The following is a 25,714-nucleotide window of genomic DNA, read 5'->3' as shown; positions in this document are numbered from 1 at the left end:
GCGGCGGGGTAGCACAGGTCCTCCTCGCCGGTGACCGGCCGCAGCCCGCGGCTGACGGTGACCAGCCGCGGGTCGCCCGGCCTGCCGGACAGGAAGGTCCGGCAGGCCGTCAGCAGGTCGCGGCCGCAGCGGCGCAGCGCCTCCTCGACCCGTTCGCGGGGACCGGCCGGGTCGGGCGCGGGCAGGTAACTCCACAGGTACAGCAGGGTCGCGGGCGGCGTCCGGCGCAGCCGCAGGGCGTCGCGCAGGGCGTACCAGTCGACGGCGGAGGCGGGGTCGATGGTGTAGCCGCCGTCGTCCAGGGTGCTGAAGTGCGGGCCGGGGCGGACGACGACGACCGGGCCGGGCGGCTCCAGCGCGGCGGCCAGCCCGAGGTCGTCGGCGAACACCACGGTGACGCCGTCCGTGACCGGCGCGGCGACCGGGCGGGGCTCGGCGGCGCGCCAGACGGGCCGCGACAGGCAGTCCGGCACGGTGGCCGCGGTGCCGCGGGCCGCGGCGATCGCGCGGATCGGCTCGTCGAAGTCGCCGGACTCCATGCGCCGCACCAGGGCGGCGCGCTGGATCTTCCCGCTGGTGGTGCGGGGGAACTCCGCCTCGGTGATGGGCAGCGCGTGGGCGGCGGTCAGCCGGATCCGCTCGGCGACGGCCCGGTGGACCCGTTCGACGGTCTCCACGACGGCGGCCGACGGCCGGCCGCCGGGGCCCGCGGCCTCCTCGCCGGGGGCGGGGCGGGGGACGAAGAAGACGGCCAGCACCTCGCTGCCGGTGGCCGGGTCGGGCACGCCGCAGGCGGCCACCAGCCCGGAGGCCACCCCGTCCAGGCCACCGACGAGGTCCTCGATCTCGTGGCAGTAGTACTTCTCGCCGTTGATGACGATGAGCTCCTTGGCGCGTCCGCTGATGACGACCTCGCCGTCGAGCATGAAGGCCAGGTCGCCGGTGTCGAACCAGCCGTCGGCGGTGAACGCCTCGGCGTTGGCGGCCGGGTCGTCCAGGTAGCCGGGGGTGACGCGGGCGGATCTGACCTGGAAGCGGCCGATCACCCCCTCGGGCAGCACGCGGCCCTCGTCGTCGGCCACGCGCAGGTCCGCCCCGGGGGCGGCCGGGCCCATGCTCATGAACTCCAGGCAGTCGGCCGCGGCGTCGCCGGGGCCGGCCAGGCGCAGCGTGCCGTTGAGCGAAGACTTGGCGACGCGCAGCACACTGGCCGGTTCGGCGAAGAACTTGCAGGTGGCGCCGGTGGCGGTCTCGGCCATGCCCCACATGTGGACGACGGCGCGCTCGTCGATGCCGAGCGGCGCGACCTGGGCGAGGAAGTCGCGCATCACCGCGGGCAGGCACTGCTCTCCGGCGTTGAGCATGGTGCGCACCGACGACAGGTCCCACCTGCCGGTCGGGTCGCCGCCGTCCCGGCGCAGGTCGCGCAGGGCGTCGGCGACCAGCCGGTAGGCGAAGTTGGCCGACCAGGTGTGGTGCACGCCGTACCGGCTCAGCACGTCCAGCCAGCGCAGCGGCTGCTCGGCGATGTGGCCGGTGGGGGCGTGGACGCCGTCGCAGCCCAGGACCACGTCGCGCAGCAGGTACATCACCAGCGGCGCGACGTGGTCGAACGGCAGCCAGTTGAAGCTGGTCTCGCCGGGCCGTACCAGGTCCACCTGGCGGGCCGACAGGGCGTTCTCCACGATGGCGCGGTGCGTCACCGGGATGACCTTGGAGGCGCCGGTGCTACCGGACGACAGGGCCATGATCGCCACGTCGGACGGCCGGGCGGGGTGGACGTCGTCGTTCTCGGGGGAGATCTCCAGCTCGGCGACCGACAGCCAGTTCAGCTCGGGTTCGCCGTAGAGGGCGGCCAAGCCGGCCACGCCGTCGGCGGAGGCGTCGTCGGTGATGATCGGCGGGCGGCCGAGGGCGCGCCAGGCGTGCATCAGCTTGTCGAGCACCGGGTGGCGGTCGTCGAAGGAGGGCGGCGCGGTGACGGTCACGCAGGTGACGCCGCCCAGCACGCACGCCCACACGGCCGGGAAGTAGTCGGTGAGGCCCGGCACCAGCAGGATGGCCGGGGAGCCGGGCCGCATGCCGTGCTCGCGCATGCCGCCGAGGATCCTCCTGCCGCGCCGCAGCAGCTCGGGGTAGCCGACGAAGATGTCGCCGTCGCGGGTGACGGCCCGCACGCCCAGGTGGGGGAAGCGTTCGGCGGCCGAGACGATGGCCTGGGTGACGGTCTCGGGGTCGCCGGCGAGCCGCCCCAGCGGCGGCCCCTCGGCCAGGGAGGGCCGGGCCGCGCCGTCCGCGCCGTCCGGGGTGTCCGGTGCCGCGTCCGTGCCGGTGGAGCGGGTGGGGGCGTCGTCGTCGGCCAGGACGACCCGCGGCGCCTCCTCGCCGACCGGTACCGGTTCGGCGCGCACGCCCCACCGCGCGGCGAAGGCGTCCAGCGCCTCGGCGGCCGGCACCGGGATCCGGGTCAGCGCCGCGAGGTCCGGCTCGCCGTCGCCGGTACGCGGGACGCGCCGGACCGGTACGGTCGCCACGGCACCGGCCGCGTGCCCGGCCAGGGCCTCGGCGATCCTTTCGCGCAGCTCCCCGAGATCGGCGTCGTGCGCGGCGACCGGGTAGGCCACCGTGAGCGCCGGGGCGGTCCCGGCGGTCGTGGGGCCGGAGCCGCCTCCGTCGAGAGGACGGCCGGGGCCGTCTTCGGCGGGCCGGTCCGGCGAGGTCCGTCGCAGGACGACACCGTCGAGCACGCCGTCGAGACCGAGCAGCAGCGGTTCGAGGTCATTGAGGCGAGAGTTCACGGTTTCTGTCTCCTTGCGGTCGATGCCGTCGGTTCCCGGCCGGGAACATGTCCTTCCTGAAGTCCCGGGTGGTCCAGATGCGGTGGAACCTCTCCCAGATGCCGTGGCGCTCCTCGTCGGTCAGGTGCGGCAGGGTCAGCCCGAAGATCTGCGACAGCGCGGCGAGGTAGTCCTCGGCGGTGGTGAGCGTGCGGGTGGTACGGCCCGCGGGTCCCACGGCGCTGAGCTGGCAGCCGATCAGCTCGTCGAACCCGGTGGCGTGGTGCCGCTTGACCCAGCCGTAGACGAAGAAGATCGACATCTCCTGGTCGGCGAGCCGGTCGAAGGTGGCGGCGAACTGCTCGGTGGTGGCCTCCTCCAGGGTGAAGTCGACGCCGCTGCACGACTCCAGCCGGTCGTAGTCGACGCGCCAGCCGCCGGGGGTGGCCTCGGAGGGGCGGACCCGATAGGTGAAGGGGCCCTGGGTGTAGGTGCCGGGTGCCAGCGGCAGCGGCCGGTGGAAGCCCTCGCCGGAGCCGACGTCCAGGATCCACCGGCCGCCGGGGTTGCCGGGCGTGGGCAGGCCGGAGACGGTCAGCACGTTGTGGGTCCCGTTGGCGCCGACCGGGTTGGGGTTGTAGCCGCTCTGCACGCCGGCGGCGTGCATGCCGACCCGGTAGCCCAGCTCGCGCAGCAGCAGGTGGAAGGCCCCGTTGAGGTGGTAGCAGACCCCGCCGCGGCCCTGGCCGACGATGCGGGTCAGCGACCGCCGCGGGTCGATGCCCGGCGGCCGGTCCAGCGTCTCGAACGGCACCCGTTCGACGTGCGCGGCGTGCAGCGCGGCCAGCGCGTCGGCCGACGGCGGTGCCGCGGGGAGGCCGAGCCGGGCGAGGTATGCGGAGATGTCGATGCCACTCACGCCTGTGAGGCTAGGAAGGGCCGCTAGAGGCCGGCGCGAGCCGCGGTGGAGCCCGGCTCGATCCCCGTGCCGAGCCTCGGTCCCGGCCCCACGCTCGGGGCCGGGGCCGGGGCCGGGGCGTCGGGCCTGGGGTCAGGCGCCGGACCGGACGCCGGCGCGGGCCAGTTCCTCCAGCTCGGGCACCAGCTGCGCCGGGGTGGGCAGGGCGAGCATGTCCTCGCGCAGCCGGCGGGCCGTGTCGCGGTAGGAGGGATCGTCCAGCACGGCGGTGATCTGCTCGCGCAGGGCCTCGACGGTGGCCTCGGCGCCGGGCAGGCAGCGGCCCACCCCGCCGCGCTCGACCTGACGGCCGTGGAAGATCTCGTCCGGCATGTGCGGCACGACGAGCTGCGGCACGCCGTTGACCAGCGCGGTCATCGTGCCGCCCGCGCCGCCCTGCTGGACGAGCAGGTCGCAGTCGCGCAGCAGCGTGTCCAGCGGCATCCGGCCGATCCGCAGGACGTTGTCCGGCAGCGGGTCGAAAGCCGCCCGCTGCCCGTCGGTCACCGCGACCACGACCTCCGCCTTCAGACCGGCCAGGGCCTCGACGGCCCGGGGGGCGATCATCATCCGGTCGAAGCCGAGCCGTTCCTGCGAGGTGCCCCAGGTGACGCAGACCCGCGGCAGGCCGGTGGGCGGCTCCAGGTCGGACGGCAGTACCGAGGCGCCGTTGTAGGGAACGAAGCGGAAGCGCCTGCGCGGCAGGTCCAGGTCGTACTGCAGCTCCGGCGGGCAGGGGTCGAGGGTCAGGTCGCCGTTGACGTCGAGCCGCTCCAGGCCGAAGCGGTCCAGCAGGTCGCCGACCACGTCGGCCTCGAACCGGGCCATCGGCCCGGTGAAGTCGACGCTCCACAGCACCCGCACCGCCGGGACACCGCACAGCTTGCCGACGAGCGGGCCGACGAACGCCACCGGCTCGAACAGCACCAGGTCGGGGCGCCAGTGGCGGGCGAACGCGGCGACGTCGTCGGCCTGGGCCAGCGCGGAGCGGGTGGCGACGCGGAACCCGTGCAGGCGGCGGCGGGTGTGGTCGGCGCTTCCACCGGCGTCCCCGCCGGTGCTTCCGCCGGCGGACGGCCGCGCCGCCGCGGAGCCGTCCGTCCCGCCCGCGCCCGCCGGGCCGCCCGCCGTACCCGCGGGGTTCGCGGGGGCGTTCGCCGTGCCGGTGGCCGCGGTGTCGGCGGGCGGGACCGGCCGCCAGGACCGGGCGGCGAGCTGCTCGCGCAGCACGGCGTAGGAGTCGAAACCGGGGTCGCCGGCCGGCAGGGCGGGCAGCCCCGCCTGGACGATGGCCGGGACGAGGCCGGGGTTGCTGACCACGACCACCTCGTGGCCGGCGGCGCGCAGCGCCCAGCACAGCGGAACCAGCGGATTGAAGTGCCCGGGCATGTCCCAGGTCGCGGCGAGAACTCGCACGCCTGCCTCCGTATCGGTGTGACGGCGGATCGGTGACCGGTCGCCGCGGCCCGTCCCGGGGTGGCGACCGGGCCATCGTGGGCGGCCGGACTCGCGGCGTCCTCAAGCGCCGCTCGATCGCTCGGGCGATCCTCGAGCGGCATGGCGCACAGTGGCGCGAGCAACGCGCGGACGCCGCCGTCGTCCCGGCGACGGTGTCCGCGCGGACAGGTCGGGACGGACCCCGGCGGGCCACGTCCGGGCCGGCGAGAACGCCCGGAGAGCGTCCGCGGAACGTCCGCAGGACATCCGCGAGAAAAGGGAGCGGTTCATGGAACTGGGGATTTTCCTCAACTACGACGGCGCGGTGCCGGTGGCCCGGGAGGCCGAGCGGCTCGGCTTCGCCTACGCGCTGGCGCCGGAGGGGTTCCGGTCCGACGCGGTCAGCGTGCTGGGCGCGGTCGCCGCGTCCACCGAGCGGATCCGCCTCGCGCCGGGGGTGATGCAGATCCCGGCCCGCACCCCGGTGATGACGGCGCTGGCCGCGGCGACGCTGGACGGGCTGTCCGGCGGCCGGTTCTGCCTGGGCCTCGGGGTGTCCAACCCGGACGTCTCGCGCGGCTGGTACGGCGTCGACTTCGACGCGCCGCTGGCCCGCGCCCGCGAGTACGTCGAGGTGGTACGGCTGGCGCTGACCGGCGGCCCGGTGCGCTACAGCGGCGAGCACTTCCGGCTCCCGCCGCCGGGCACCCGGGAGGCCGCGCACCTGCGGGCCGCCCCGGTCCGCGCCGACATCCCGATCTACCTCGCCGGGGTGGGACGGCGCAGCCTGGAGCTGGCCGGGGAGATCGCCGACGGCTGGATCGGGGTGTTCTGCCCGCCGGAGCGGCTGGCGGAGTCGCTGGGGCACGTGCGCGCCGGGCGGGCGCGGGCCGGCGAGGGACTTGAGGGTTTCGAGGTGATGCCGTCGATCCCGATCGGCGTGGGCGACGACCCGGAGAGGGCGGCCGAGCCGCTGCGGCCGTACTTCGCCAACTTCATCGGCATGGGCAGCAGGGAGCGGAGCGCCTACTTCGCGCTGGCGACCTCGATGGGGTTCGGCGCGGCGGCCGAGGAGATCCACGACCGCTGCCACGCCGGGGACCGGGCCGGGGCGGCTCGGGCGGTGCCGTTCGAGCTGATCGACCGGACCTCGCTGGTCGGCGACGCCAAGCGGATCTCGGCGCGGATGGCCGAGTACGCGGCGGCCGGGGTGACCACGCTCGGGCTGACCTCACTGGCCACCTCCCTGGACGGCCACCTGGAGACCCTGCGGGTGGCCGAGGAGGCGCTGCGGCTGCAGCGGGGATGACCCGGCGGACGACGCCCCGGGGAGACGCCGATCAGTGGACGTCGTGCGCGAGCGATGCGTGCGGGATGACCATGGGCGTGGCCGTACGCGGGTCGGCCACGATGTCGCAGGCCAGGCCGAACGCCTCGGCGACCAGGTCGGGCGTCAGCACCTGCGACGGCGGCCCCTGGGTGACCACCCGGCCGTCCTTCATCACGATCAGGTGCGAGGCGAAGCGGGCGGCCTGGTTGAGGTCGTGCAGCACGGCCACGATCGTCTTGCCCTCGCGGTGCAGCTCGCGGCAGAGCTCCAGCAGGTCGTACTGGTGGGCGATGTCGAGGAAGGTCGTGGGCTCGTCCAGCAGCAGCAGGTCGGTCTGCTGGGCGAGAACCATCGCGATCCAGGCGCGCTGGCGCTGGCCGCCGGACAGCTCACCGGCCTGCGCCTCGGCCAGGTCGTGCAGGCCGGTTCGCTCCAGGGCGAAGCCGATCGCGGCGTCGTCGTCCGGCGACCACTGGCGCAGCAGTGTGTGGTGTGGGAAGCGGCCGCGCCGTACCAGGCCGCGCACGGTGATGCCGTCCGGCGCGACCGGGTTCTGCGGCAGCAGGGCGACGTGCCGGGCGGCCTGCCTGCCCCGGTAGGACCAGATGTCGCGGCCGTGCAGCAGCACCTGCCCCCGTTCCGGCTTCATGATCCGGGCCAGCGTCTTGATCAGTGTGGACTTGCCGCACCCGTTCGGCCCGATGATCATGGTCAGCTCGCCCTGCGGGATGTCCAGGCTGACGTCGCGCACGACCGGGTCGCCACCGTAGGAAACAGTCACGTCCCGTACTCCCAGGCCGGTCGTGCTCATAGCGTGCCCTTCTTCCATTCGCGGATCAGCAGGTAGCCGAGGTAGAGGCCGCCGAGGCCCAGCGTGTAGATGCCGACGGGCAGGCTGACGGGCAGCGGGAGCTGCTGCGCGGCCAGGTCGGCCAGCACCAGCAGCAGCGCCCCCGTCAGCGCCGAGAGCATCAGGTGCGGGCCGGTGCCGCGGGTCAGCCGGCGGGCGATCTGCGGCGCGGTCAGGGCGATGAACGAGATCGGCCCGGCGACCGCGACGGCTCCCGCCGACAGGAGGATCGACAGCGCCACGGCCGCCGTCCTGGTGCGGCCGGGCTCGGCGCCGAGCATGGCGGCCGTCTCGTCGCCCATCTCGGCCAGGCCCAGTCGGCCGGCGATCGCCGCCGCGAACGGGGCCGTCACCAGCAGGACGATCCAGATGGTGGCGGCGTGCTCCCAGGAGCGGGCCGACAGGCTGCCGTTGACGTACGCGGTCAGCACGGTGGCCTTGTCGCGCTCGACGGCGTACACGACGTACTGGATGAAGGCCACCGCCATCGCTGAGACGCCGATGCCCGCCACGATGAGACGGCCGGGGTTGCGGAACCCGGTGCCCGTGGAGAGGTAGACCAGCGCGATGGCCAGCACCGCGCCGGCCAGCGCGCCGAGCGGGACCGGCACCGCGCCGGGCAGCAGCAGCGCGACGGCCGCCGCGCCCGCGCCCGCCCCGGCGGCCAGGCCGATCACGTCGGGGCTCCCCAGCGGGTTGCGGGTGACGGTCTGGAACAGCGCTCCCGACAGGCCGAGCGCCGCGCCGGTGCCGACGCCGACGACCAGGCGGGGGCCGCGCAGGCGTTCCAGCACGAACGCGGCCTTGCCGCCCGCGCCGCCTGTCAGGGCGCCGGGGAGGTCGGCGAGCGGGATGCCGAGGCGGCCGAGCGAGAGCGTGGCCGCGCAGGCGGCGAGCACGAGCGTGAGGAGGGCGAGACCGGTGACGGCGGAGACGCGCGAGAGGGGCACGGCCATCGCCCGCCCCAGCACGAGGAACCCCTTGGGCCTGCTCACGTCCCGCTCCTCATTCTCCGCACGGCGACCAGCAGCGCGGGCGCGCCGATGAACGCCGTCACGATCCCGACCATCAGCTCCTGCGGGCGCAGCACCACCCGGCCCGCCACGTCGGCCAGCAGCAGCAACGCCGGCCCCAGGATGGCCGAGAAGACGATCTGGGCCCGGACGTCCGCGCCCACGACGGCCTTGACGATGTGCGGCACGGCCAGGCCGACGAAGGCGATGGGCCCGACGGCCGCGGTCGCCGCCGCGCTGAGCAGCGTGGCCGCGACCAGCCCGAACGCCCGCGTGAGGCCGGGGCTCGCGCCGAGCGCGGAGGCGGTCTCGTCGCCGAGCGCGAGCGTGTTGAGCGCGGGCGCCAGCAGCAGCGCCATGAGCAGGCCGAGTCCTGCCGCCGGCAGCACCGACAGCAGCACGTCGAAGTCCCGTCCGCCGAGCGCGCCGACCACCCAGTAGCGGTAGCTGTCGAAGACCTTCGGCATGCCGAGGGTCACGGCCTGCACGTACGCGCTCAGCACCGCGGTCACGACCGCGCCCGCCAGCACGAGCCTGGCCAGCCCGGCGCCGGAGCCGGCCGAGCCGATGACGTGCACGAGGACGCCGGCCAGCAGCGCGCCGGGCAGCGCCCACCACACGGTGTTCCACTGGCCGGACACGCCCAGGAAGGCCGTGGCGCTGACGACTCCGGCCGAGGCGCCGGCGGTGATGCCGAGCAGGCCGGGGTCGGCCAGCGGGTTGCGGGTGACGCCCTGCATGATGGTGCCCGCGACGGCCAGGCCCAGCCCGGCCAGCAGGCCGAGCGCGGTACGCGGATAGCGGCTCTGCACCACCGCGGTGGTGCTCTCGTCGGCGGTGCCGCGCAGCACGTCCACCGCGTCGCCCACGGAGGTCGGCAGGCTGCCGAAGGTGATGCTGGCCAGCATCACCAGTGCCAGCACGGCCAGCGCGACGATCAGGAACCACACGAGCCGGGAGGCTCGGGCGCGGGGGGCGCCCGCGTCTCCCGGCGCGGTGCGTACGACGGTGACGGTCACGGTCAGCGGTCGAGCTTCGCGACCGCCTCGTCGATGAGCGGCAGATAGCGCTCGATCACCCACGGCACGGTCAGCGGGTTGATGATCGAGGACGCGGTGACGAACGGCTGGTCGTCGCTCGCCACCACCGAGCCGCGCTTGATCGCGGGGATGCTCGCGTACAGCTTCTGGGCCTCGATCTCCTTGCGGGTCTTCGCGTCGGTGTAGAACGTGAAGATCAGGTCGCTCTTGGCCAGTTTCTGCCCGTTCTCCAGGCCGATCACGGCGGAGTCGGTGCCCTCGGTCTCCTTGAACGTGTCGACGACCGGGTCCACGGTCAGGCCGAGCGAGGAGACCATCTTGACCCGCTGCTCCTCAGGCTTGAACACGCCGAGGGTGCCGGGGCCGGTGGTGTAGATGTAGGAGAAGGTCACGTCCTTGTACTGCGGCCGGGTCGCGGCGGCGTCGGCGAGCTGCCTCTTGACCTCGGCGATCAGCGTCGCGGCCTGCTCGGGCTTGCCCAGCGCCTTGGAGATGATCTCGATCTGCTGGTCCCAGTTCGTGCTCCACGCCAGGTCCGGATAGGCGACGGTGGGCGCGATGTCGGAGAGGATCTTGAACTGGTCGGCGGTGATGCCCGACCACGGGGCCAGGATCACGTCGGGTTCGAGCTCGACGATGGCCTCGATGTCGATGTCCTCGCCGCCGGTGAACTGCTTGGGCAGCGTGCCGCCGGCCTTGGTGACCGCCTCGTGGATCCACGGCAGGTAGCCGGTCTTGTCGCTGCCCCACGCGTAGCTCTCGATTCCGACGGGCGTGTGGCCGAGTGCGATCGCGGTCTCCGCGGAGCCCTGGCCCAGCGTGACGATCCGCTCCGGCTGCTTGGTGATCGTCGCCTTGCCGAGGGCGCTGTCGATCGTCACCGGGAACGCGCCGGCCGCGCCGCCGCTCGCCGCGGAGGCGTCCGCCGACGTCGCGGGCTCGGCGGGCTTGGGGTCGGACGTGCCGCAGCCGGTGATGACCAGCAGGGCGGTGGCGGCGACGGCCGAGAAGGCGCGGCGGCGGGTGAACCTGAACGGCATGGATGTTCCTTGTACGTCGTCACACTTGGGAGACCGCGCAGGCGTACCACCACCGTCAGGTTGCGGTGCCGCACAGGCCATAACCTGAGCCTTGAACCATTTAGGCAAGCCTAACCTACAATACTTTCGGATCAAGTCCCTTCCGAGTGGGACAAGTCACCCTCCGGCCAAGGCCGGACGTGGTCACGCCGCCTCGGCATCGCCCGGCTGTCGCCGCGGGCCGGCGATCGTCTCGGGGCCGGGTTCGACGTGGCGCATGGTCCCGCTCAGACCAGGGCGAGGAGGCTGACGGCGGCGGCCGCGGCGCCCAGGCCGACGAACCGGCCGCGGTGGACGCGTTCGGCGAGCACGCAGCGGGCGAGCAGGAGCACGACCGGCCCTCTCCCGGCCTATGACCGCCCGTCCTGTGATCGAGGAGGCTGTGGCGCGGGAAGCGGGAGGGCCAGGCCGGTTTTGACGGTGTCGAACACGAGCAGCGTCTCGTAGCGCCTGATGTTGTCGTCCGCCTTGAACAGGCGGTTGCCGAGGCGGCTGCATTCGCGCATGCTCCGCGCGGCCAGGACGACCACATAGTCCCACGGTCCCGCGACCTGGTAGCACTGCTGGACCTGCGGGGTGGAGCGCATCCGTTCGGCGAAGGCGCGGTGGTGCTCGAACGATTCCCGGTCGAGGGTCACCAGGACCGTGGCCAGGACGGTGGGGCCGAAGCGGTGTGGGTCGAGGACGGCGACCTGCCTGGTGATGAGACCGTCCTTGCGGTAGCGGGCGATCCGCCGCTGGACGGCGCTCGGTGAGAGCCCGACCCATTCGCCGAGGTCGTGCAGGGTGCGTCCGGCGTCGCGCTGGAGGAGGTCCAGGAGCTGCACGTCGATCTCGTCCAGGCGGGGCGGCGGCGGTTCAGGCACGCAAGATTATTGCGCGCCGGCGCGAAAACCCTCAATCGCCTCGATCGGGTGCTCGATTAGCGTCGGCCGGGTCCGGAAAGCCCCCAGGAAAGGCGACGCGCATGGATCTGGACGTGGTGCGGATCGAGAAGGCCATGCAGGTGATCGATCCGGTGTTCCTCAACACTCCGCAGTACATCGACGAGCAGCTGTGCCGGGCGCTGGGCGGCCGCACGGTGACGGTGAAGCTGGAGACGGCCAACCCGGTGCGCAGCTTCAAGGGCCGGGGCGCCGATCTGATGCTGAGCACGCTCGCCCCCGGCACGCCGGTGGTGTGCGCCAGCTCGGGCAACTTCGGGCAGGCCGTCGCCTACGCGGGACGGGCCCGCGGGATGCCGGTCGAGGTGTTCGTGCCCGAGACGGTCAACCCCGCCAAGCGGGAGAGGATGGAGACCTTCGGCGCCCGGGTCATCATGGCCGGGACGGACGGCGCGTCGGCGCGGAAGGCCGCGGCCGCCCACGCCGAGCGCCATCCTGACCGCGTCCACCTGCAGGACGGTCTCCAGGCGGCGATCGCCGAGGGCGCCGGGACGATCGGGGTCGAGCTGACCCGCGGCGCGCCAGGCGGCGCGGGCGGTCCGGGCTTCGACGTCGTCGTGCTCCCGGTCGGCGACGGCGCGCTGATCAACGGCGTTGCGCGCTGGATGAAGGAGCACGCACCCGGCACCCGGATCGTGGGAGTCAACGCCGAAGGCGCCCCCTCGATGCTGGAAAGCCTGCGCGCTGGCCACGCGGTCTCCATCGAACACGCTCGCACCTTCGCCGACGGCATCGCGGTGCGCACCCCGCTGGAGACCTCGGTGCGACGGGCCCGCGCGCTGGTGGACGAGATCGTCCTGGTGACGGACGAGGCCATCGCCGCCGCCATGGAACTGGCGGCGCGCACGCTCGGAATCGTCCTGGAACCGGCGGGGGCGGCGGGCCTGGCGGCGATCGCCGAGGGCGCGGTCCCCGGCGATCGGCCGGCGACGGTGCTGACCGGCGCCAACCCACGTCCCGAACAGGCCGGCGAACTCGCGGCCCGGCTCGCACGGCCCGCCCCGGACACGCGAACCTCAGCCCGATGACCGCCCGAGGCGACCGCGCCGAGGCCGCCCCGTCCCGTCGGTCGAACACGGGACGGTGACCGGTTCGAAAAAGACGGTCACATGCGGCCGTCCCCGGCTCCCGCGCCGATGACCCGGTGGCCCGCGTGACCGATGAGCGCGTCGTCGCGTGCACCGGGAAGACTCGCGGCAGGGCGCGTCTCAGCGGGTCGCCTGCCGTGCGGCCTGGTCCCGGATCCCGCTCAGCACGACATCGAGCAATCGGTCGAACTCCGCTGCGGACCCGAAGTCGGCTTGGAGAGGCGCGAGGGCGGCCATCGTCGGGTATGCGGTGGCGTCGATCGCGGGCCCGTCGGGGCCACCGCTGAGGACCGCCAGCAGATAGCCGTTGAGAAAGCCGAACAGCGCCATCGGCGCGTCCGCGACCACCCGGTCGGGCAGGCCGGCCTGGCGCATCGCGGCGACCAGATGTTCCAGGGCCGCCAGGGCCACCGGCGAGTTCTGCGGGCGGGTGGCCAGCAGTGGGAACACCCGAGGGTGCCGGTAGGCCACCTGTCGGTAGTTGTGCGCCGTCTGACGGGCGACCTGTTCCCAGCCGTGGGGCGCCTCCTCCGCGCCGGCCTCCATCTCGGCGATCACGGCCTCGGAGATCGCGTCCAGCAGCGCCGCCTTGCCCTTGAGGTGATGGTAGATCGACATCGGGTCGACTCCGAGCTCGTCGGCGAGCCGCCGTACCCCGAAGCGGTCCAGGCCGTCGCGGTCGACCAGTGCGACGGCGGCGGCCGCGATGCGTGCGCGGTCGAGCCCCGCCGAGGTGCCCCGTGTGCGTCTGGTCACGTCTGCCCCTCCTCCTTGCCAAATCTACACCGTAGAATCTACTGTGTCGGCGAAACCTACGCCGTAGGTTTAAGAAGGGAGAAGCCATGACCCGCACCGTCAACCGCCTCCCGTCCGAGGGGGAGCCCCCGGGCGGGCCCCGCCACCGGCGCCCGGGGAGCCCGATACGGCGATCACGGCATCGGCATGATCGACCGATGAACCCCGTGGCGAACGGCGTCTCCGACACGGATCACGACCACCACGCACCATGGAGGAAGAAACGGTGAAGCGCATCGGCGTCATCGGGGTAGGCGAGATCGGCCGGGCCATCGTGGACGGCCTGTGCGGCCGGGGAGACGACGCGCCCGAGGTGTTCCTCTCCCCTCGCGGAGCCCGCAGGGCCGCGGAGCTGTCCGAGCGCTACGAGGGCGTGCGGGTGTGTCCCGGCAACCAGGCGGTGGTGGACCACTCCGAGATCGTGATCATCGCCGTACGCCGTCAGGACAGGCACGAAGCACTCGCCGGCCTGACGGTGGCCGACGACAAGATCGTGATCAACGTGATGTCCGGCGCCGGCGGCGACGACCTGCGCAGGACGCTGGCCACCGACGCCCCGATCGTCCGGGCCATCCCCCTGCCCGCCGTACGCGAACGCCGCTCCGTCACGGTGACGTACCCGTCCCACCCGGTGGTGGACTCCCTCTTCGAGCACCTGGGCGGGGCGCTCCCGGTCGCGGACGAGAACCCACGGGTCCATCCCCGGAATCAGGGCGGCCACCCTCGGGTTCGACTGAACGACGACTCCTCACCCCCGATACATGCGGGATGACCGCACGAACCGGTCCACGCCGTGATCTCGACCCGAGACAGACGCGTTCGTGTTCGTTTTCGGTCGCTCAGGCGAAATCAGGTGGGATCAACAGGCGGGCTCGCCGAACCAGCGGGAGAGATGGCCGTCCAGGTCCTGCTGATCGTCGCCGACCCAGGCGACGTGGCCGTCGGGACGTAGCAGGACGCACGGAACATCCAGTACCGCAGCGGGATCCGCGAGGTAGTCGACCCGGTCTGACCAGCCGCCGACGGTCAGGCGTTCGGTGCGGTCCAGCAGCAGGCCGCGGCCGCGATGCAGCAGACCGTAGAGGTGGCCCTGTTCCACGTCGATGTCGCGCAGGCGGCGGCCGAGCAGATCGGGGCCTTCGCCGAAGTCGTAGCGGATGCCGATCGCGGTGATCTTCTCGATCAGATGGCGGTTCACCTCGTCGAGGTCCATCAGTTCGGTGAGCAGCCTGCGCACGGCCCTCGGGCCCGGTTCGGTGGACAGCAGTTCCGTCTGGGCGCGGGTGTTGTCCAGCACCTCCTCGGCGACCGGATGACGTTCGGCCTGGTAGGTGTCCAGCAGTGCTTCCGGCGCCCAGCCGCGGATCTGCGCGGCCAGTTTCCAGCCGAGGTTGAACGCGTCCTGAACGCCCAGGTTGAGGCCCTGCCCGCCGGTTGGTGGATGGATGTGTGCCGCATCGCCGGCCAGCAGCACCCGCCCGACCCGATAACGTTCGGCCAGCCGGGTGGCGTCCCCGAAGCGGGACAACCAGCGCGGGGAGTGCACGCCGAAATCGGTTCCGGCGATGGCGCGCAGCCGTTGTTTGAAATCCTCGAGGGTGGGCGGTTCCGCGCGGTCGCTGACTCCCGCGGCGGGGACCACGACGCTGTAGACCCCTCCGCCGAAGGGCCGGAGCCAGAATCGCTGATGAGTCTCGCGGATCTCGGCCATACTGGCCGCGACCTCCTCCTGCGGCACGCCCACCTCCATCTCGCCCATCAGCGTCTCGGTCCGTGAGGGCTCGCCGGGGAAGCCGACACCGAGCAGTTTGCGCACCGTACTGCGCCCGCCGTCACAGCCGACGAGATAGCGCGAACGCAGCCGTTCCCCGTCGGCCAGTTCGACGGTCACACCCTCGTCGTCCTGCTCGAAACCGGCGACCACGCAACCGCGCCGGACCTGCGCGCCCAGTTCGATCGCATGTTCTTCCAGCAGACGTTCGATGACCGGCTGCGGGATGCCCAGCAGATAGGCGTGCGCGGAATCCAGGCCCTTGGGCGCGGGTTTGGGGATGGCGGCGAAGAAACCGCCGGCCGGACGCCGTCTTCCGTGTTCGAGCATGCGCTCCAGCAGTCCGCGCATCGCCATCAGCTCGAGACTGCGAATATGCAGACCGACTATGCGGACGAACGACTTGGGCTCGGTTTCCTTCTCCAGAACGAGTACCCGCACGTCGTGCAGCCGCAGCTCGGCGGCCAGCATCGCGCCGGTCGGCCCGCACCCGGCAATGATCACGTCGAACACGAGGGGCGCGCGATCGGCGCCGGAGGCCGGCGACCGGAGTCCGGGGACGTCGTCCACGGTGAGGTCGCGCTCGGCCGTATCGTTCGACGACGGCTCGGCGGCGAACTGAGAATGCATAGGTGTTGCCTTTCGGGAGTGCCTTGTGGTGAGGCGCTCCCGGCGACACCTACGTCGATCGCCCGACCGTGACGGGAAGGGGGAGCACCCACGGCGATACAGCGTTCATGGGTCTCACCTCCTCGGGCGGTGTCGCGGTCAACCGCAAGCTACAAGCCGGCACATCATCCCGTCCAGTCCTTTTCCGGCCGCGTGACCACGGCTCCTGACGGGCCCGTACGGCAGCGTCCCGTCCACGGCCAGCGCGGGCCGCCCCAACCCGAGCAGCCGCGGCCCGGCCTCCCGCGGAGGCTCCTCACGGCTGCCATAGCGCGAGGGGCGGTGCTGGTCAGCCCTTTTGGGAACGGATCGGCAAGTTGCACCGTGTCGGGACACGTTCGGGAGGAGAACGCCTTTACGTTCGTCCTGTTCGATGTCTCCGTCACGAGCGAGGACCCGTCATGCGAGCCATCACCGTTCGAGAGCGCGCCGCCGGTCTGGCCGGGCTTTCCCTGACGGAAGAGCCGTACCCGCACGCCGCCGAGAACGACGTCATCGTCCGGGTGCATGCCGCGGGGTTCACCCCCGGAGAGCTCGACTGGCCGGGAACGTGGTCCGACCGCGCCGGCCGCGACCGGACGCCCAGCGTGCCCGGACACGAGGTGTCGGGTGTCGTCGCCGAACTGGGATACGGAACGACCGGCCTGACCGTCGGCCAGCGGGTGTTCGGGCTGACCGACTGGACCCGCAACGGCTCGCTGGCCGAGTACGTGGCGGTGGAGGCCCGCGACCTCGCGCCGCTGCCGGCCGATGTCGGCCACACCGTGGCCGCCGCTCTGCCGATCTCAGGACTGACCGCGTGGCAGGGACTGTTCGACCACGGCCGCCTGGCCGCCGGCCAGACCGTCCTGATCCACGGCGTCGCGGGCGGTGTCGGTTCCATCGCGGCGCAGTTCGCACGCGAGGCGGGAGCCCGGGTGATCGGTACCGGCAGGGCCGGCGACAGGGACACGGCACTCGCCCTCGGTGTGGACGCCTTCCTGGACCTGCAGTCCGATCCCCTTGAAGACGCCGGTCAGGTCGACGTGGTGTTCGACGTGATCGGCGGTGACATCCTGGACCGCTCGGCCGCGCTGGTGCGCACCGGCGGCACGCTCGTCACCATCGCCTCGCCACCCACGGTCCGGCCCCGGGACGGGCGGGCGGTGTTCTTCGTCGTCGAGTCCGATCGTGTCCGGCTCGCGGACCTGGCACGACGGGTCCGGGACGGACGGCTCCGCCCGATCGTCGGGGCCGTACGGACGCTCGCCGAGGCGCCCTCCGCGTTCGCGCCCGCCCGGCGCACCCCCGGCAGGACGATCATCCGGGTCACGGAAGACGAATAGCCGGCAGGCCCGGCTCAGGTGCCGGCGGCGTCGTATCGGCTCGGCCGCGTTTGAGCAGACCATCACCAAGGCTTGGACTCGCTCATGGTTAGCCTCCGGGATGCCTGGACAGCGTAATCATCACTCCTCCTGACCGGGAACCCGAGCACGGCGGCCGCGTGGGGACGGAATCCGGGACGTCTCGCGACCACCCGGCGCGTCTGAAAGGTCTGAGCAGGATGGGAGAGGTCATGATCCGAGTACGGTTCGCCGGTGGCCTTCTGGTCGCCGGCATGGTGGTCGCGTCCGTGGCGTGCGCGCCCACGGCAGAGCGCGCGACCGGCCAGGCGCCGGTGACCGCCATGGTTTCGCAGCCACCGTCCGAGACGCTGTCGCCTCTCCTGGAACAGGCGCTTCCCGATGTCAAGGGCAAGACGTTCACCGCGGCGATCGTGAACTTCCCGCCCGCCGCGCGCGCGGCGCCGCATCGCCACGGCAGGGCTTTCGTCTACGCCTACGTACTCGAGGGCATCGTGCGCAGCCGGCTCGGTGGCGAACCGGTGCGCACGTATCGCCCGGGCCAGAACTGGGTCGAGCAGCCGGGCGCCCACCATCTGCTCACGGAGAACACCAGCCGGACGCGACCGGCGAAGCTGCTGGTCGTCTTCATCTCCGACACAGGGGACAGGCTCAAGGTCGACGATCCGCCAAGGTAGGGCCATCGGCCGGGCGCGGCGGCGCGAGTCCGACCAGCGTGGCCCCCGCATCGGGTACCGCCCCCGGCATGCGACCGAGGTCGGACATCGGGAACCGACGAGCAGATGAGAAGCTGGCCCCGTGTTTCCGGAGACTCCCGCCGCCGCGGCGGCGCTGTCGGTGGTCACCCGTTTCTGCCCACCCGCGCTGTTCAACCACTGCGTCCGCTCCTACCTGTGGGGAGCGATGTACGGCGCAGCGCACGGGATCGCCTTCGACGACGAGCTCTACCACGTTTCGGCGCTGCTCCACGACATCGGGCTGACGGAGGCCTTCGACAGCCACAGGCTGCCGTTCGAGGAGGCGGGAGGGCAGCTGGCCTGGGTCTTCGGCGTGGCGGCCGGCTGGCCGGCGGAACGGGCCGCCAGGGCCACCGAGATCATCGTCCTGCACATGCGCGACGATGTGTCCCCGGCCGTCGACCCCGAGGCCCACCTGCTGCAGGTCGCCACAAGCTGGGAGGTGGCCGGACGGCGGCCGGAGGAGTTCCCGCCGGACGCCAGAGCGGAGGTGCTCGCCCGCTATCCCCGGCTGGGATTCGGCGCGGAGTTCCTGGCGTGCTTCGAGGACCAGGCGAGGCGCAAGCCGGACAGCGCCGCCGCCGCGTCGGTCAGGAGCGACGTCGCGGGGCGGATCGCCGCCAACCCTCTCGAAGGCCGCCCGCCCGCCTGACTTCCAAGGCCGCGAACCCCGCCGCCGGCCCTGCTCGGGGTGCCGTTGACCAACGTGCCACCGGCCGCCGAACCTCGAAGATCCCCAGCCTGACCTTCTGTGACGCCGAACGACAGCCCGGCCTGGTCCGCGAGGAGCCGCTCAGGCAGTGCCGGGCCGAACGGGGCCGGCTGGTGTCTCGTACAGGGCCGGGAAGCGAGCGGTCATCGTGCCTCCCGTCCGTACCGGGTCAGGACGGCGGCGCCGGCCGGTGCGGCCGACAGGCATTCCAGGTAGGCGGGTGGCCCACCGGCGGGGAAAAGCCGATCGCCGGTGCCGAGGATGGTGGGGAAGGTCAGCAGCCGGTATTCGTCGATCAGGTCCTCGGCCATCAGGGCATGGACGACGCTCAGGCTTCCGGTGATGATCACATCCCGCTGTTCGCGCTTGACGGCGTCGATGAGGTCACCGTCGATGACCTGGGAGTTGGACCAGGTCGCGGTGTCGATCAGCGTGCGGGAGGCGACCAGTTTCGGCACGGCGTTCATCCGCGCGGAGAACGGGTCGTCGCGTCCCGGCCAGAGCCGCGAGAACAGTTGCCAGGTGCGGCGTCCCAGCAGCATGACGCCGTCATCGAGGACGCTGCCGAGCCGGAACTTGTCCCCGGCGACCGTTTCGGGCCCGTGCCGGAACGCCCAGCCCCCGGCCGGCGTGCCGGCGGAGCCGTCCGGGTCGGACACGATTCCGTCCAGGGTGATGAACTCGATGACGATGACGCTCACGATGGGTGTCCCTTTCGTTGGATGCTCACCCGTACGTACCGGCGGCATCGGCCGGACTCATCGCAACCCGTCGAACGTGTCGAAGACGATCTCCTGGGACAGGCCGAACGCCTCGAACACGGCGGGATCGGCGAACACGACATTGCGCGCGATCCGGCCGCCGGTCACCGTGAGGACCTGGAGCGTGTGCAGGCGATGCCCGCCACCGGGCTCGGGGGCGTACGCGGCCAGCGCGGGCTGGCCGTTGGCGGTGAGGCGCCTGAGGGCCCAGCCGGTCCCGCGCATGCCGAACACTCGACGCATGAACAGGCCGTAGTCGTGGCCGCCCCGGTACCACAGCGGCACGGGCGGCATCTCCAGGACGGCGTCGTCGGTGAGGAGCCGCACGAGTGCGGGAACGTCGGCCGTCTCGAACCCCCGCATGTAATGTTCGATCACCTCGCGTACCTTCGGGTCGTCCGGCTCGCTGACCTCGCTGACGTCCGTGGCCTCGCCCGCCTCGGCGAGGGCGGCGCGGGCCCGCTGCAGGGCGCTGTTGACGGCCGGGACCGTGGTGCCGAGCTGGACGGCCACCTCGGCGGCGCTGAACTCCAGTACCTCGCGCAGCATGAGCACGGCCCGCTGCCGCGGCGGCAGCGTCTGCATCGCCGCCACCAGCGCGAGCCGCATGTCGGCCCGCACCTCCACCTCGAACCGGGCGTCGGGAAACGGCTGAAGCCAGGGAATGTCGAAGGCCGGTGCGAGCGGCGCCTCGGGATCATCGCTGGGCGCGCCCAGCCCGGACGGCAACGGCCGCCGCGCGCGGCCCTCCAGCGCGGTCAGGCAGACGTTGGTCGCGATCCGATACAGCCAGGTCCGCAGCGACGCGCGGGTGGCGTCGTACCGTTCCCGGGCCTTCCACGCCCGCAGCATCGTCTCCTGCACATGGTCCTCAGCCTCGTGGAACGAACCCACCATCCGATAGCAGTACGCCACCAACTCAGCCCGATACGGCTCAAAATCCACCGCCCCATCATGGCGGACGCGACATCCCACACGTCTGAGGGTCTTGAGGGGGGAGGCCGGAACACGGCGGAAAGACACCGCTGGAGGAGCCGGTCCGGGCGCGGTGCGAACTATCGGGATACAAGCCACGCCCGGCCCCGCGCGGATCTGACGATCAGCGCTTCATCAGGGCGAAGACTCCCCAGCCGAGATGCTCACGCATGTAGCGCGCGTAGCGTGCGGGCTCGGTGCTGAGCTCGACCCGTACCTCGGGCGCCAGTTCGTCGTCCGGGTTCCGGTCGAGCCAGCGGCGGAGGTTGAGCCACTGTGCCGCGCAGTACCGGTCCCAGCTGTCCTGGTCGGCCAGCATCATTTCCACGACGTCGTACCCGAGGTCCCCGAACTGCTCGATCAGCTCGGGCAGCGGCAGGAAGTCGGCCGGGCCGGTGGCGTGACAGGCCTCCGCGGTCTCCTGGTCCGGCGGAGTCCGACGCCAGTAGGGCTCGCCGATCAGCATCAGACCTCCGGGGCGGAGGCTGCGGCCGAGCAGTTCGGCCGTTCCGGCGACGCCGTTCCCGATCCAGGTGGCGCCGACGCAGGCGGCGAGATCGACCGGCTCGTCCGCGACATGGCCGGAGGCGTCGCCGTGGACGAACTCGACCCGGTCGGCGACGCCGAGCTCGATGGCACGTGCCTGGGCCTGCTCGGTGAAGACCGTGCTGATGTCCACGCCCGTACCCGTGAAGCCCAGGTCACGCGCCCAGGTGCACAGCATCTCGCCCGAGCCGCTGGCCAGGTCGAGCACTCGTGTCCCGGGGGCCAGGTGAAGTGCCTGGCCCAGGACGGCGAGCTTGTCGGCGGTCAGCGGGTTGTGGATGCGGTGGCTGCTCTCGCGGATGGTGAAGATGCGGGGAAGATCCATGACCGAATTCCTTTGGGAGAGGACCTCTCCGGACGGCACGTGCGACCGAGAACTCCCGCTAGGGAAGAGGAAGGCAGGTGCGGGTCAGGACGAGGCCCGGGAAGTGAGGATGATCCGGGCGCTGCGCACGGCAGCGGTCTCCACGACGGTCATCAACTCACCTCCTTCGATCTCCGCAGCGGAACCGGTCGTCGCTGCGCCGCCCAGAGTACCAGTCTCTGCCGTCGCCGGGCCGCCCGCCCTTCACCGGCCACTGATGCCGACGACAGCGCACGCCGCGACGGTCGATTTCAGCGCGGCACGCACCTGGCCGACGCCGTCAGCCGAGCCAGTCGCCGCCGGACATGACGGTCCTGCCGGGGATCTCCGGCAGGCCGCGCCAGGCGGAGATCCGCTCGGGGCGCAGGCACAGCGCGATCACGCCGGGGACCCGGTCGGGGTTGAGCGGCAGCCGGTCGAACAGCGCGCGGACCCGGCCGGGCAGCTCGGCGGGCTCGCGCAGGCTCACCGGCCCGTCGACGAGCACCACGTCGCGGGCGGTGCCCAGGGCCGCGCGGGCGCGGGCGGTCCGCCGCAGGTTGGCCACCGTACGGCTGCCGCGCTTGGTCATCATGACCAGGTCGGTACCGTCCCAGGCGAAGGCCAGCGGGATCATGTGCGGGCCGTCGGGCCCGGCGGTGGCCAGCCACAGGTGCCGCTCACCGGTGAACATCTCCTCGATGTCGGCCCGGCGCCGGGCGGCCGGGCGGGGCGGCGGCCCGGCGGGCGGGCCGGTTCGGGAAACGGCGGGCGCGGGGACCGGGGACATGGCGGCTCCTTGGGAGTTTGCGGACATGTGAGGACGGGCGGCGCCGTACCTCAGGCGGGCTGGGGGGAACGTTCGGCCAGGCGGCTCAGCACCGGCACCAGGTCGGCGGGGCGGGGCTGGGCGTTCATCTCCGCGCGCAGCCGGGCGACCGCCCGCCGCCGTTCAGCGGAGCCCAGCAGGTCCGCGACCGCCGCGCGCAGCGCCCCGGCGTCGGCCTCCTCGGGGGCCAGGACCGTCCCCGCCCCGGTGGCGGCCAGCCGGGCGGCGCCGAAGACCTGGTCGGGAAGCTGCGGCAGGACGAGCTGCGGCACCCCGTGGTGGACGCCGGTCAGCGTGCTGCCGAACCCGCCCTGGTGGATCAGCGCCGAGCAGGTGGGCAGCAGCTGGTGCAGCGCGACACCGGTGACGGCGCGGACGCCGTCCGGCACCGGGCCGAGCCGCTCCAGGTCGTCCCGGCCGACCGCCACCACGATCTCGGCGTCCGCGCCGGCCAGCGCGGCCACCACCCTCGGCGGCAGGAAGCTCTTCGCGCCGCCGACGCTGGTGGTGGTCGCCCCCCAGGTCAGCGCGATCCGCGGCCGGTCCGGCGGCTCCCACAGCCACCGCGGCAGCACCGCCCGGCCGTTGTAGGGGACGTAGCCGACCGTGGCGCGCTCGACCTCGGCGGGGATCTGCATGCTGGGCGGGCACGGGTCGACGGTCAGGTCGCCCAGCACCGCGCAGCCGTCCAGGCCGAGCCGCGCGGCCGTGGGGGCCAGCACCTCCGGCACGATGTCGCGGGCCTGGTAGGTCATGTCCACGCCGTGGATGTGGCGGACGGCGGGAACGCCCAGCAGCGCGGCGACCAGGGGACCCGCGTAGCTGGTGGGCTCGAACACCACCAGGTCGGGACGCCAGTGCCGGGCGAAGCGCAGCGTGTCGTCCACCATGAGGTCGGCGCGGGCGGCGAACGCGCCGAACACCCGCGCGACCTTCTCCCTCTGGCCGGACCGCCAGTGCCCGGCGGCCTCCGCGCCCGGCGGCGGCGCGGCCGGGACGCGGTCGTGGCTCAGGCCGCGCATGTGCCGGGCGCGAAGCTCGGCGTGGTCGACGTCCGGGCCGGCGGCGACGAACGCGGCGCCGGAGCCGGTGACGACGCCGGCCATGGAGTCCTGGCTGGCGACGCACACCTCGTGGCCCGCGGCGCGCAGCGCCTGCACCAGCGGGACCAGCGGAAGGTAGTGCGAGGACCAGGCCCAGCAGGTCACCAGCACGCGCATGGCCGTACCCTCCTCACCAGGTGACCGGGATCTCGGTGAACGCCTCCAGCAGCGACCCCTCGTGGCGGCGCAGCCGCTCGGGCGGTACGGCCAGCCGCAGCCCGGGGAAGCGGCGCAGCAGGGCCTCGGTGGCGATCTGCAGCTCGGCGCGGGCCAGCGCGGCGCCGACGCAGAAGTGCGGGCCGACGCTGAAGGTCAGGTGCCGGCCCGCGTCGCGGGTGATGTCGAAGACCTCCGGCCGGTCGAAGACCGTCTCGTCCTGGTTGGCGGAGTCGGCGGCCGGGATCACGCTGGCCCCCTTGGGGATGGTGTAGCCGTCCATCTCGATGTCGTCGACGGCGTAGCGCAGCATCGACACCGACGAGCCGGCCAGTTTCCAGCGCAGGGTCTCCTCGACCGCGTCCGGGATGCGGCCGTAGTCCTCGCGCAGCAGCGCGAGCTGGCCGGGGTGGGCCAGCAGCAGCGCGACGCCGCCGCCGAGCTGGGTGGCGGTGGTCTCGTAGCCGACCAGAAGCAGCAGCCGGCACCACCACTGCAGCTCGTACTCGGCCAGCCGGCCGTCCTCCCGGTCGCGGACCCTGATCATGTCGCTGACCAGGTCGTCGCCGGGGGAGCGGCGTTTGGCGGCGATCAGTTCGGCGATGTAGCGGTTCATGTCGGCCATCGCGGCCCTGATCCGCTCGGGCGGGAACCGGCTGACCGACAGGAAGTGGTCGGTCCAGGAGCGGAACAGCGCGGTGTCGCCCTCGGGCACGCCGAGCAGGCGGCAGATCACCCGGATCGGCAGCGGGAAGGCCAGGGTCTCGTTCAGGTCGGCCGGGCCGCCGCGCTTCTCCATGGCGGTCAGCAGCTCGTCGACGACCTCGTGGATGTGGGGCCGCAGCGACTCCACCCGGGTGGGGGTGAAGGCGCGCATCACCAGGCGGCGCACCCGGGTGTGCTCCGGCGGGTCGGGGTCGATCTTCGGGTCCTGGAACATCCGGTTGTTCCTGGCGATCCGCGCGGCGCCGGGCCGGTTCAGGTTGCGGCTGAGCCGCTCGTCGGTGAGCAGCCGGCGCACGTCGGCGTGCCGGGTCACCAGCAGCGCGTGGTCGCCGCTGGGCAGCGTGACCGGCACGACGGGGCGCTCACGCAGGCCGGTCAGCTCGCGCGGCACCTCCAGGGCGGACGGGCGGGGGAACGGGTAACGGCGGGGCTCGCCGGGCCCACCGGAGAACGGGCAGGAACGCGGGGTCTCGCTCGCGGGGAGCGTCTCACCAGGCAACGGGCACCTCCGTGAAGCCCTGGAAGAACACGTCGTGCTGCCGGTTCAGCTCCGCGGCCGGTACGGCGAGCCGCAGCCCGGGGAAGCGGCGCAGCAGCCCGGCCAGGCCGATCTGCAGCACCGCCCGCGCCAGCGGCGCGCCGACGCAGTAGTGCTGGCCGGTGCTGAAGGTCAGCTGGGTACGGTCCCGCCGGGTGACATCGAACCGCGCCGGGCAGCCGAAGGCGGCCGGGTCGTGGTTGGCCGACTCCAGCGCGGGGATGATGCTCGTCCCCTTGGGGATGACGGTCCCGGCCACCTCGATGTCCTCGGTGACGTAGCGCAGCATCGACAGCGAGGAGCCGACGACCTGGCAGCGCAGCAGCTCCTCCACCGCGGCCGGGACGCGGTCGGGGTCCTCGCGCACCAGTGCGAGCTGGCCGGGGTGGGCGAGCAGCAGCACCACGCAGCCCGACAGCTGGCTGGCCGTGGTCTCGTACCCGGCCAGCAGCAGCAGCGTCGACCACCAGTGCAGCTCCTCCTCGCTGAGCCGGCCGTCGTCCTCGTCGCTGACCTTGATCAGCGCGCTGATCAGCTCGTCGTCGGGGTTCTCGCGCTTGCGGGCGATCAGGTCGCGCATGTACCCCCACGGCGGGGAGCTGGTGTCGCCGAAGTTCGCGCGCTCCTCCTCGGGGACGCCGAGCAGCTCGCAGATGATCCGGATCGTCAGCGGGTAGGAGAAGGCGCGGTTGAGGTCCACCGGGCCGCCGGCGCGCTCCAGCTCGTCCAGCAGCTCCTCGACGATCTCGGTGATGCGCGGGCGCAGCCGTTCGACGCGGTGGGCGGTGAACGCCTTGCCGATCAGGCGGCGCATCCGGGTGTGGCCGGGCGGGTCCATGTCGACCTGCCGCTGGAAGACCTTGACCTTCTTGGCGGTCATCCGGGCCACGTCGGGCCGGTTGCGGTTCTTGCTCACCCGGGGGTCGGCGAGCACCTGGCGGATGTCGTCGTAGCGGGTGATCAGCAGCGCGGTGTCGCCGCTGGGCAGCGTGACCGGCACGATCGGCTCGGCGTGCAGGTCCGCCAGCTCCTTGGGCTGGTCGACGGGAGACGGCCAGCCGAAGGGGTAGGAGTGCGACGGCGTCGTCATGGGGCCTTCCTCGGGGGCGGCGATGGTCGGGCGGCAGGCGTCCGCGGGGCGGCCGGGCGCGGTCACGGGCGCCCGGAGAGCAGGGGCCGGGAGCGGGGGAGCGG

At 72.8% G+C, this 25,714-nt stretch carries 22 protein-coding genes and 1 pseudogene; 6 read left to right on the top strand and 17 right to left on the bottom strand.

Annotated features, from left to right (window positions below; genetic code table 11):
- Positions 1 to 248 precede the first annotated feature (248 nt).
- The 3 genes and pseudogenes from ACQP10_RS17640 to ACQP10_RS17630 all read right to left on the bottom strand — a co-directional run.
- Positions 249 to 2,177, bottom strand: a pseudogene (locus tag ACQP10_RS17640) (AMP-binding protein); the annotation flags it as partial.
- Between the two features lie 601 nt (positions 2,178 to 2,778).
- Entirely contained in the window at positions 2,779 to 3,696 is a 918-nt protein-coding gene (locus tag ACQP10_RS17635; RefSeq protein WP_390001766.1) for an arylamine N-acetyltransferase family protein, read from the bottom strand.
- A 132-nt stretch (positions 3,697 to 3,828) separates the two neighbouring features.
- Positions 3,829 to 5,151, bottom strand: a complete 1,323-nt coding sequence (locus ACQP10_RS17630) for a nucleotide disphospho-sugar-binding domain-containing protein (RefSeq protein WP_433541734.1) — start codon at positions 5,149 to 5,151, stop codon at positions 3,829 to 3,831.
- A gap of 310 nt (positions 5,152 to 5,461) precedes the next feature.
- Here ACQP10_RS17630 and ACQP10_RS17625 point away from each other — a divergent pair, with 310 nt between their 5' ends.
- Positions 5,462 to 6,481, top strand: a complete 1,020-nt coding sequence (locus ACQP10_RS17625; RefSeq protein ID WP_390001762.1) for an LLM class flavin-dependent oxidoreductase — start codon at positions 5,462 to 5,464, stop codon at positions 6,479 to 6,481.
- Positions 6,482 to 6,512: 31 nt separating this feature from the next.
- Here ACQP10_RS17625 and ACQP10_RS17620 read toward each other — a convergent pair whose 3' ends face one another.
- The 5 genes from ACQP10_RS17620 to ACQP10_RS17600 form a co-directional block, all read right to left on the bottom strand.
- Positions 6,513 to 7,313 carry an ABC transporter ATP-binding protein gene (locus ACQP10_RS17620; RefSeq protein ID WP_390001760.1) on the bottom strand — a complete coding sequence of 267 codons (801 nt, stop codon included), beginning with the start codon at positions 7,311 to 7,313 and terminating at the stop codon, positions 6,513 to 6,515.
- A complete protein-coding gene (locus ACQP10_RS17615; protein WP_390001811.1) occupies positions 7,310 to 8,308 on the bottom strand; it encodes a FecCD family ABC transporter permease in 999 nt (332 codons plus the stop codon). The genes ACQP10_RS17620 and ACQP10_RS17615 overlap by 4 nt, the downstream gene beginning before the upstream one ends.
- Before the next feature lie 35 nt (positions 8,309 to 8,343).
- Positions 8,344 to 9,384 carry a FecCD family ABC transporter permease gene (locus ACQP10_RS17610; RefSeq protein ID WP_433541733.1) on the bottom strand — a complete coding sequence of 347 codons (1,041 nt, stop codon included), beginning with the start codon at positions 9,382 to 9,384 and terminating at the stop codon, positions 8,344 to 8,346.
- A gap of 2 nt (positions 9,385 to 9,386) precedes the next feature.
- Positions 9,387 to 10,445 (bottom strand): iron-siderophore ABC transporter substrate-binding protein, encoded by a 1,059-nt coding sequence (locus ACQP10_RS17605; protein WP_346021648.1) that lies wholly within the window; start codon positions 10,443 to 10,445, stop codon positions 9,387 to 9,389.
- Positions 10,446 to 10,834: 389 nt separating this feature from the next.
- Complete coding sequence (locus tag ACQP10_RS17600) at positions 10,835 to 11,350, bottom strand: Lrp/AsnC family transcriptional regulator (RefSeq protein ID WP_346021649.1); 516 nt, start codon at positions 11,348 to 11,350, stop codon at positions 10,835 to 10,837.
- A 101-nt stretch (positions 11,351 to 11,451) separates the two neighbouring features.
- Here ACQP10_RS17600 and ACQP10_RS17595 point away from each other — a divergent pair, with 101 nt between their 5' ends.
- Entirely contained in the window at positions 11,452 to 12,456 is a 1,005-nt protein-coding gene (locus tag ACQP10_RS17595; protein WP_346021650.1) for a threonine ammonia-lyase, read from the top strand.
- A 180-nt stretch (positions 12,457 to 12,636) separates the two neighbouring features.
- Here ACQP10_RS17595 and ACQP10_RS17590 read toward each other — a convergent pair whose 3' ends face one another.
- Positions 12,637 to 13,272, bottom strand: a complete 636-nt coding sequence (locus ACQP10_RS17590; protein ID WP_433541732.1) for a TetR/AcrR family transcriptional regulator — start codon at positions 13,270 to 13,272, stop codon at positions 12,637 to 12,639.
- Between the two features lie 265 nt (positions 13,273 to 13,537).
- Here ACQP10_RS17590 and ACQP10_RS17585 point away from each other — a divergent pair, with 265 nt between their 5' ends.
- Positions 13,538 to 14,083, top strand: coding sequence for an NAD(P)-binding domain-containing protein (locus tag ACQP10_RS17585; protein WP_346021652.1), 546 nt, complete (start codon positions 13,538 to 13,540; stop codon positions 14,081 to 14,083).
- Positions 14,084 to 14,170: 87 nt separating this feature from the next.
- Here the strand turns inward: ACQP10_RS17585 and rox are convergent, their stop codons facing one another.
- Positions 14,171 to 15,595, bottom strand: a complete 1,425-nt coding sequence (gene rox / locus ACQP10_RS17580) for a rifampin monooxygenase (protein WP_433541912.1) — start codon at positions 15,593 to 15,595, stop codon at positions 14,171 to 14,173.
- Positions 15,596 to 16,152: 557 nt separating this feature from the next.
- Here rox and ACQP10_RS17575 point away from each other — a divergent pair.
- The 3 genes from ACQP10_RS17575 to ACQP10_RS17565 all read left to right on the top strand — a co-directional run bounded on the left by ACQP10_RS17575 (position 16,153) and on the right by ACQP10_RS17565 (position 18,483).
- Positions 16,153 to 17,076 (top strand): NADP-dependent oxidoreductase, encoded by a 924-nt coding sequence (locus ACQP10_RS17575; protein WP_346021653.1) that lies wholly within the window; start codon positions 16,153 to 16,155, stop codon positions 17,074 to 17,076.
- A gap of 230 nt (positions 17,077 to 17,306) precedes the next feature.
- Positions 17,307 to 17,771: a cupin domain-containing protein gene (locus ACQP10_RS17570; RefSeq protein WP_346021654.1), complete on the top strand. Its 465-nt coding sequence runs from the start codon at positions 17,307 to 17,309 to the stop codon at positions 17,769 to 17,771.
- Positions 17,772 to 17,892: 121 nt separating this feature from the next.
- Positions 17,893 to 18,483, top strand: a complete 591-nt coding sequence (locus tag ACQP10_RS17565) for a cyanamide hydratase (RefSeq protein WP_346021655.1) — start codon at positions 17,893 to 17,895, stop codon at positions 18,481 to 18,483.
- A gap of 203 nt (positions 18,484 to 18,686) precedes the next feature.
- On the opposite strand, the gene ACQP10_RS17560 is transcribed toward ACQP10_RS17565, so the two are convergent.
- From ACQP10_RS17560 to ACQP10_RS17530, 7 genes are all read right to left on the bottom strand, one after another.
- Positions 18,687 to 19,244, bottom strand: a complete 558-nt coding sequence (locus ACQP10_RS17560) for a dihydrofolate reductase family protein (protein WP_346021656.1) — start codon at positions 19,242 to 19,244, stop codon at positions 18,687 to 18,689.
- A gap of 57 nt (positions 19,245 to 19,301) precedes the next feature.
- Positions 19,302 to 20,249 (bottom strand): sigma-70 family RNA polymerase sigma factor, encoded by a 948-nt coding sequence (locus ACQP10_RS17555; RefSeq protein ID WP_386148794.1) that lies wholly within the window; start codon positions 20,247 to 20,249, stop codon positions 19,302 to 19,304.
- Between the two features lie 154 nt (positions 20,250 to 20,403).
- On the bottom strand, positions 20,404 to 21,150 hold the full coding sequence (locus tag ACQP10_RS17550) for an SAM-dependent methyltransferase (protein ID WP_346021658.1): 747 nt from the start codon (positions 21,148 to 21,150) through the stop codon (positions 20,404 to 20,406).
- Between the two features lie 319 nt (positions 21,151 to 21,469).
- Positions 21,470 to 21,958, bottom strand: a complete 489-nt coding sequence (locus tag ACQP10_RS17545) for a pyridoxamine 5'-phosphate oxidase family protein (RefSeq protein ID WP_346021659.1) — start codon at positions 21,956 to 21,958, stop codon at positions 21,470 to 21,472.
- 50 nt (positions 21,959 to 22,008) lie between these two features.
- Positions 22,009 to 23,217, bottom strand: a complete 1,209-nt coding sequence (locus ACQP10_RS17540; RefSeq protein ID WP_390001746.1) for a nucleotide disphospho-sugar-binding domain-containing protein — start codon at positions 23,215 to 23,217, stop codon at positions 22,009 to 22,011.
- A gap of 13 nt (positions 23,218 to 23,230) precedes the next feature.
- Complete coding sequence (locus tag ACQP10_RS17535) at positions 23,231 to 24,481, bottom strand: cytochrome P450 (protein WP_399500680.1); 1,251 nt, start codon at positions 24,479 to 24,481, stop codon at positions 23,231 to 23,233.
- Entirely contained in the window at positions 24,471 to 25,610 is a 1,140-nt protein-coding gene (locus tag ACQP10_RS17530) for a cytochrome P450 (protein ID WP_346021662.1), read from the bottom strand. The genes ACQP10_RS17535 and ACQP10_RS17530 overlap by 11 nt, the downstream gene beginning before the upstream one ends.
- Positions 25,611 to 25,714: the final 104 nt, after the last annotated feature.

It is taken from the genome of Streptosporangium sandarakinum (assembly GCF_050942225.1).
GTDB classification, from domain to species: Bacteria; Actinomycetota; Actinomycetes; order Streptosporangiales; family Streptosporangiaceae; genus Streptosporangium; species Streptosporangium nondiastaticum.
Note: the sequence above shows the minus strand (reverse complement) of the source record. Positions and strands in the feature narration are given on the sequence as shown.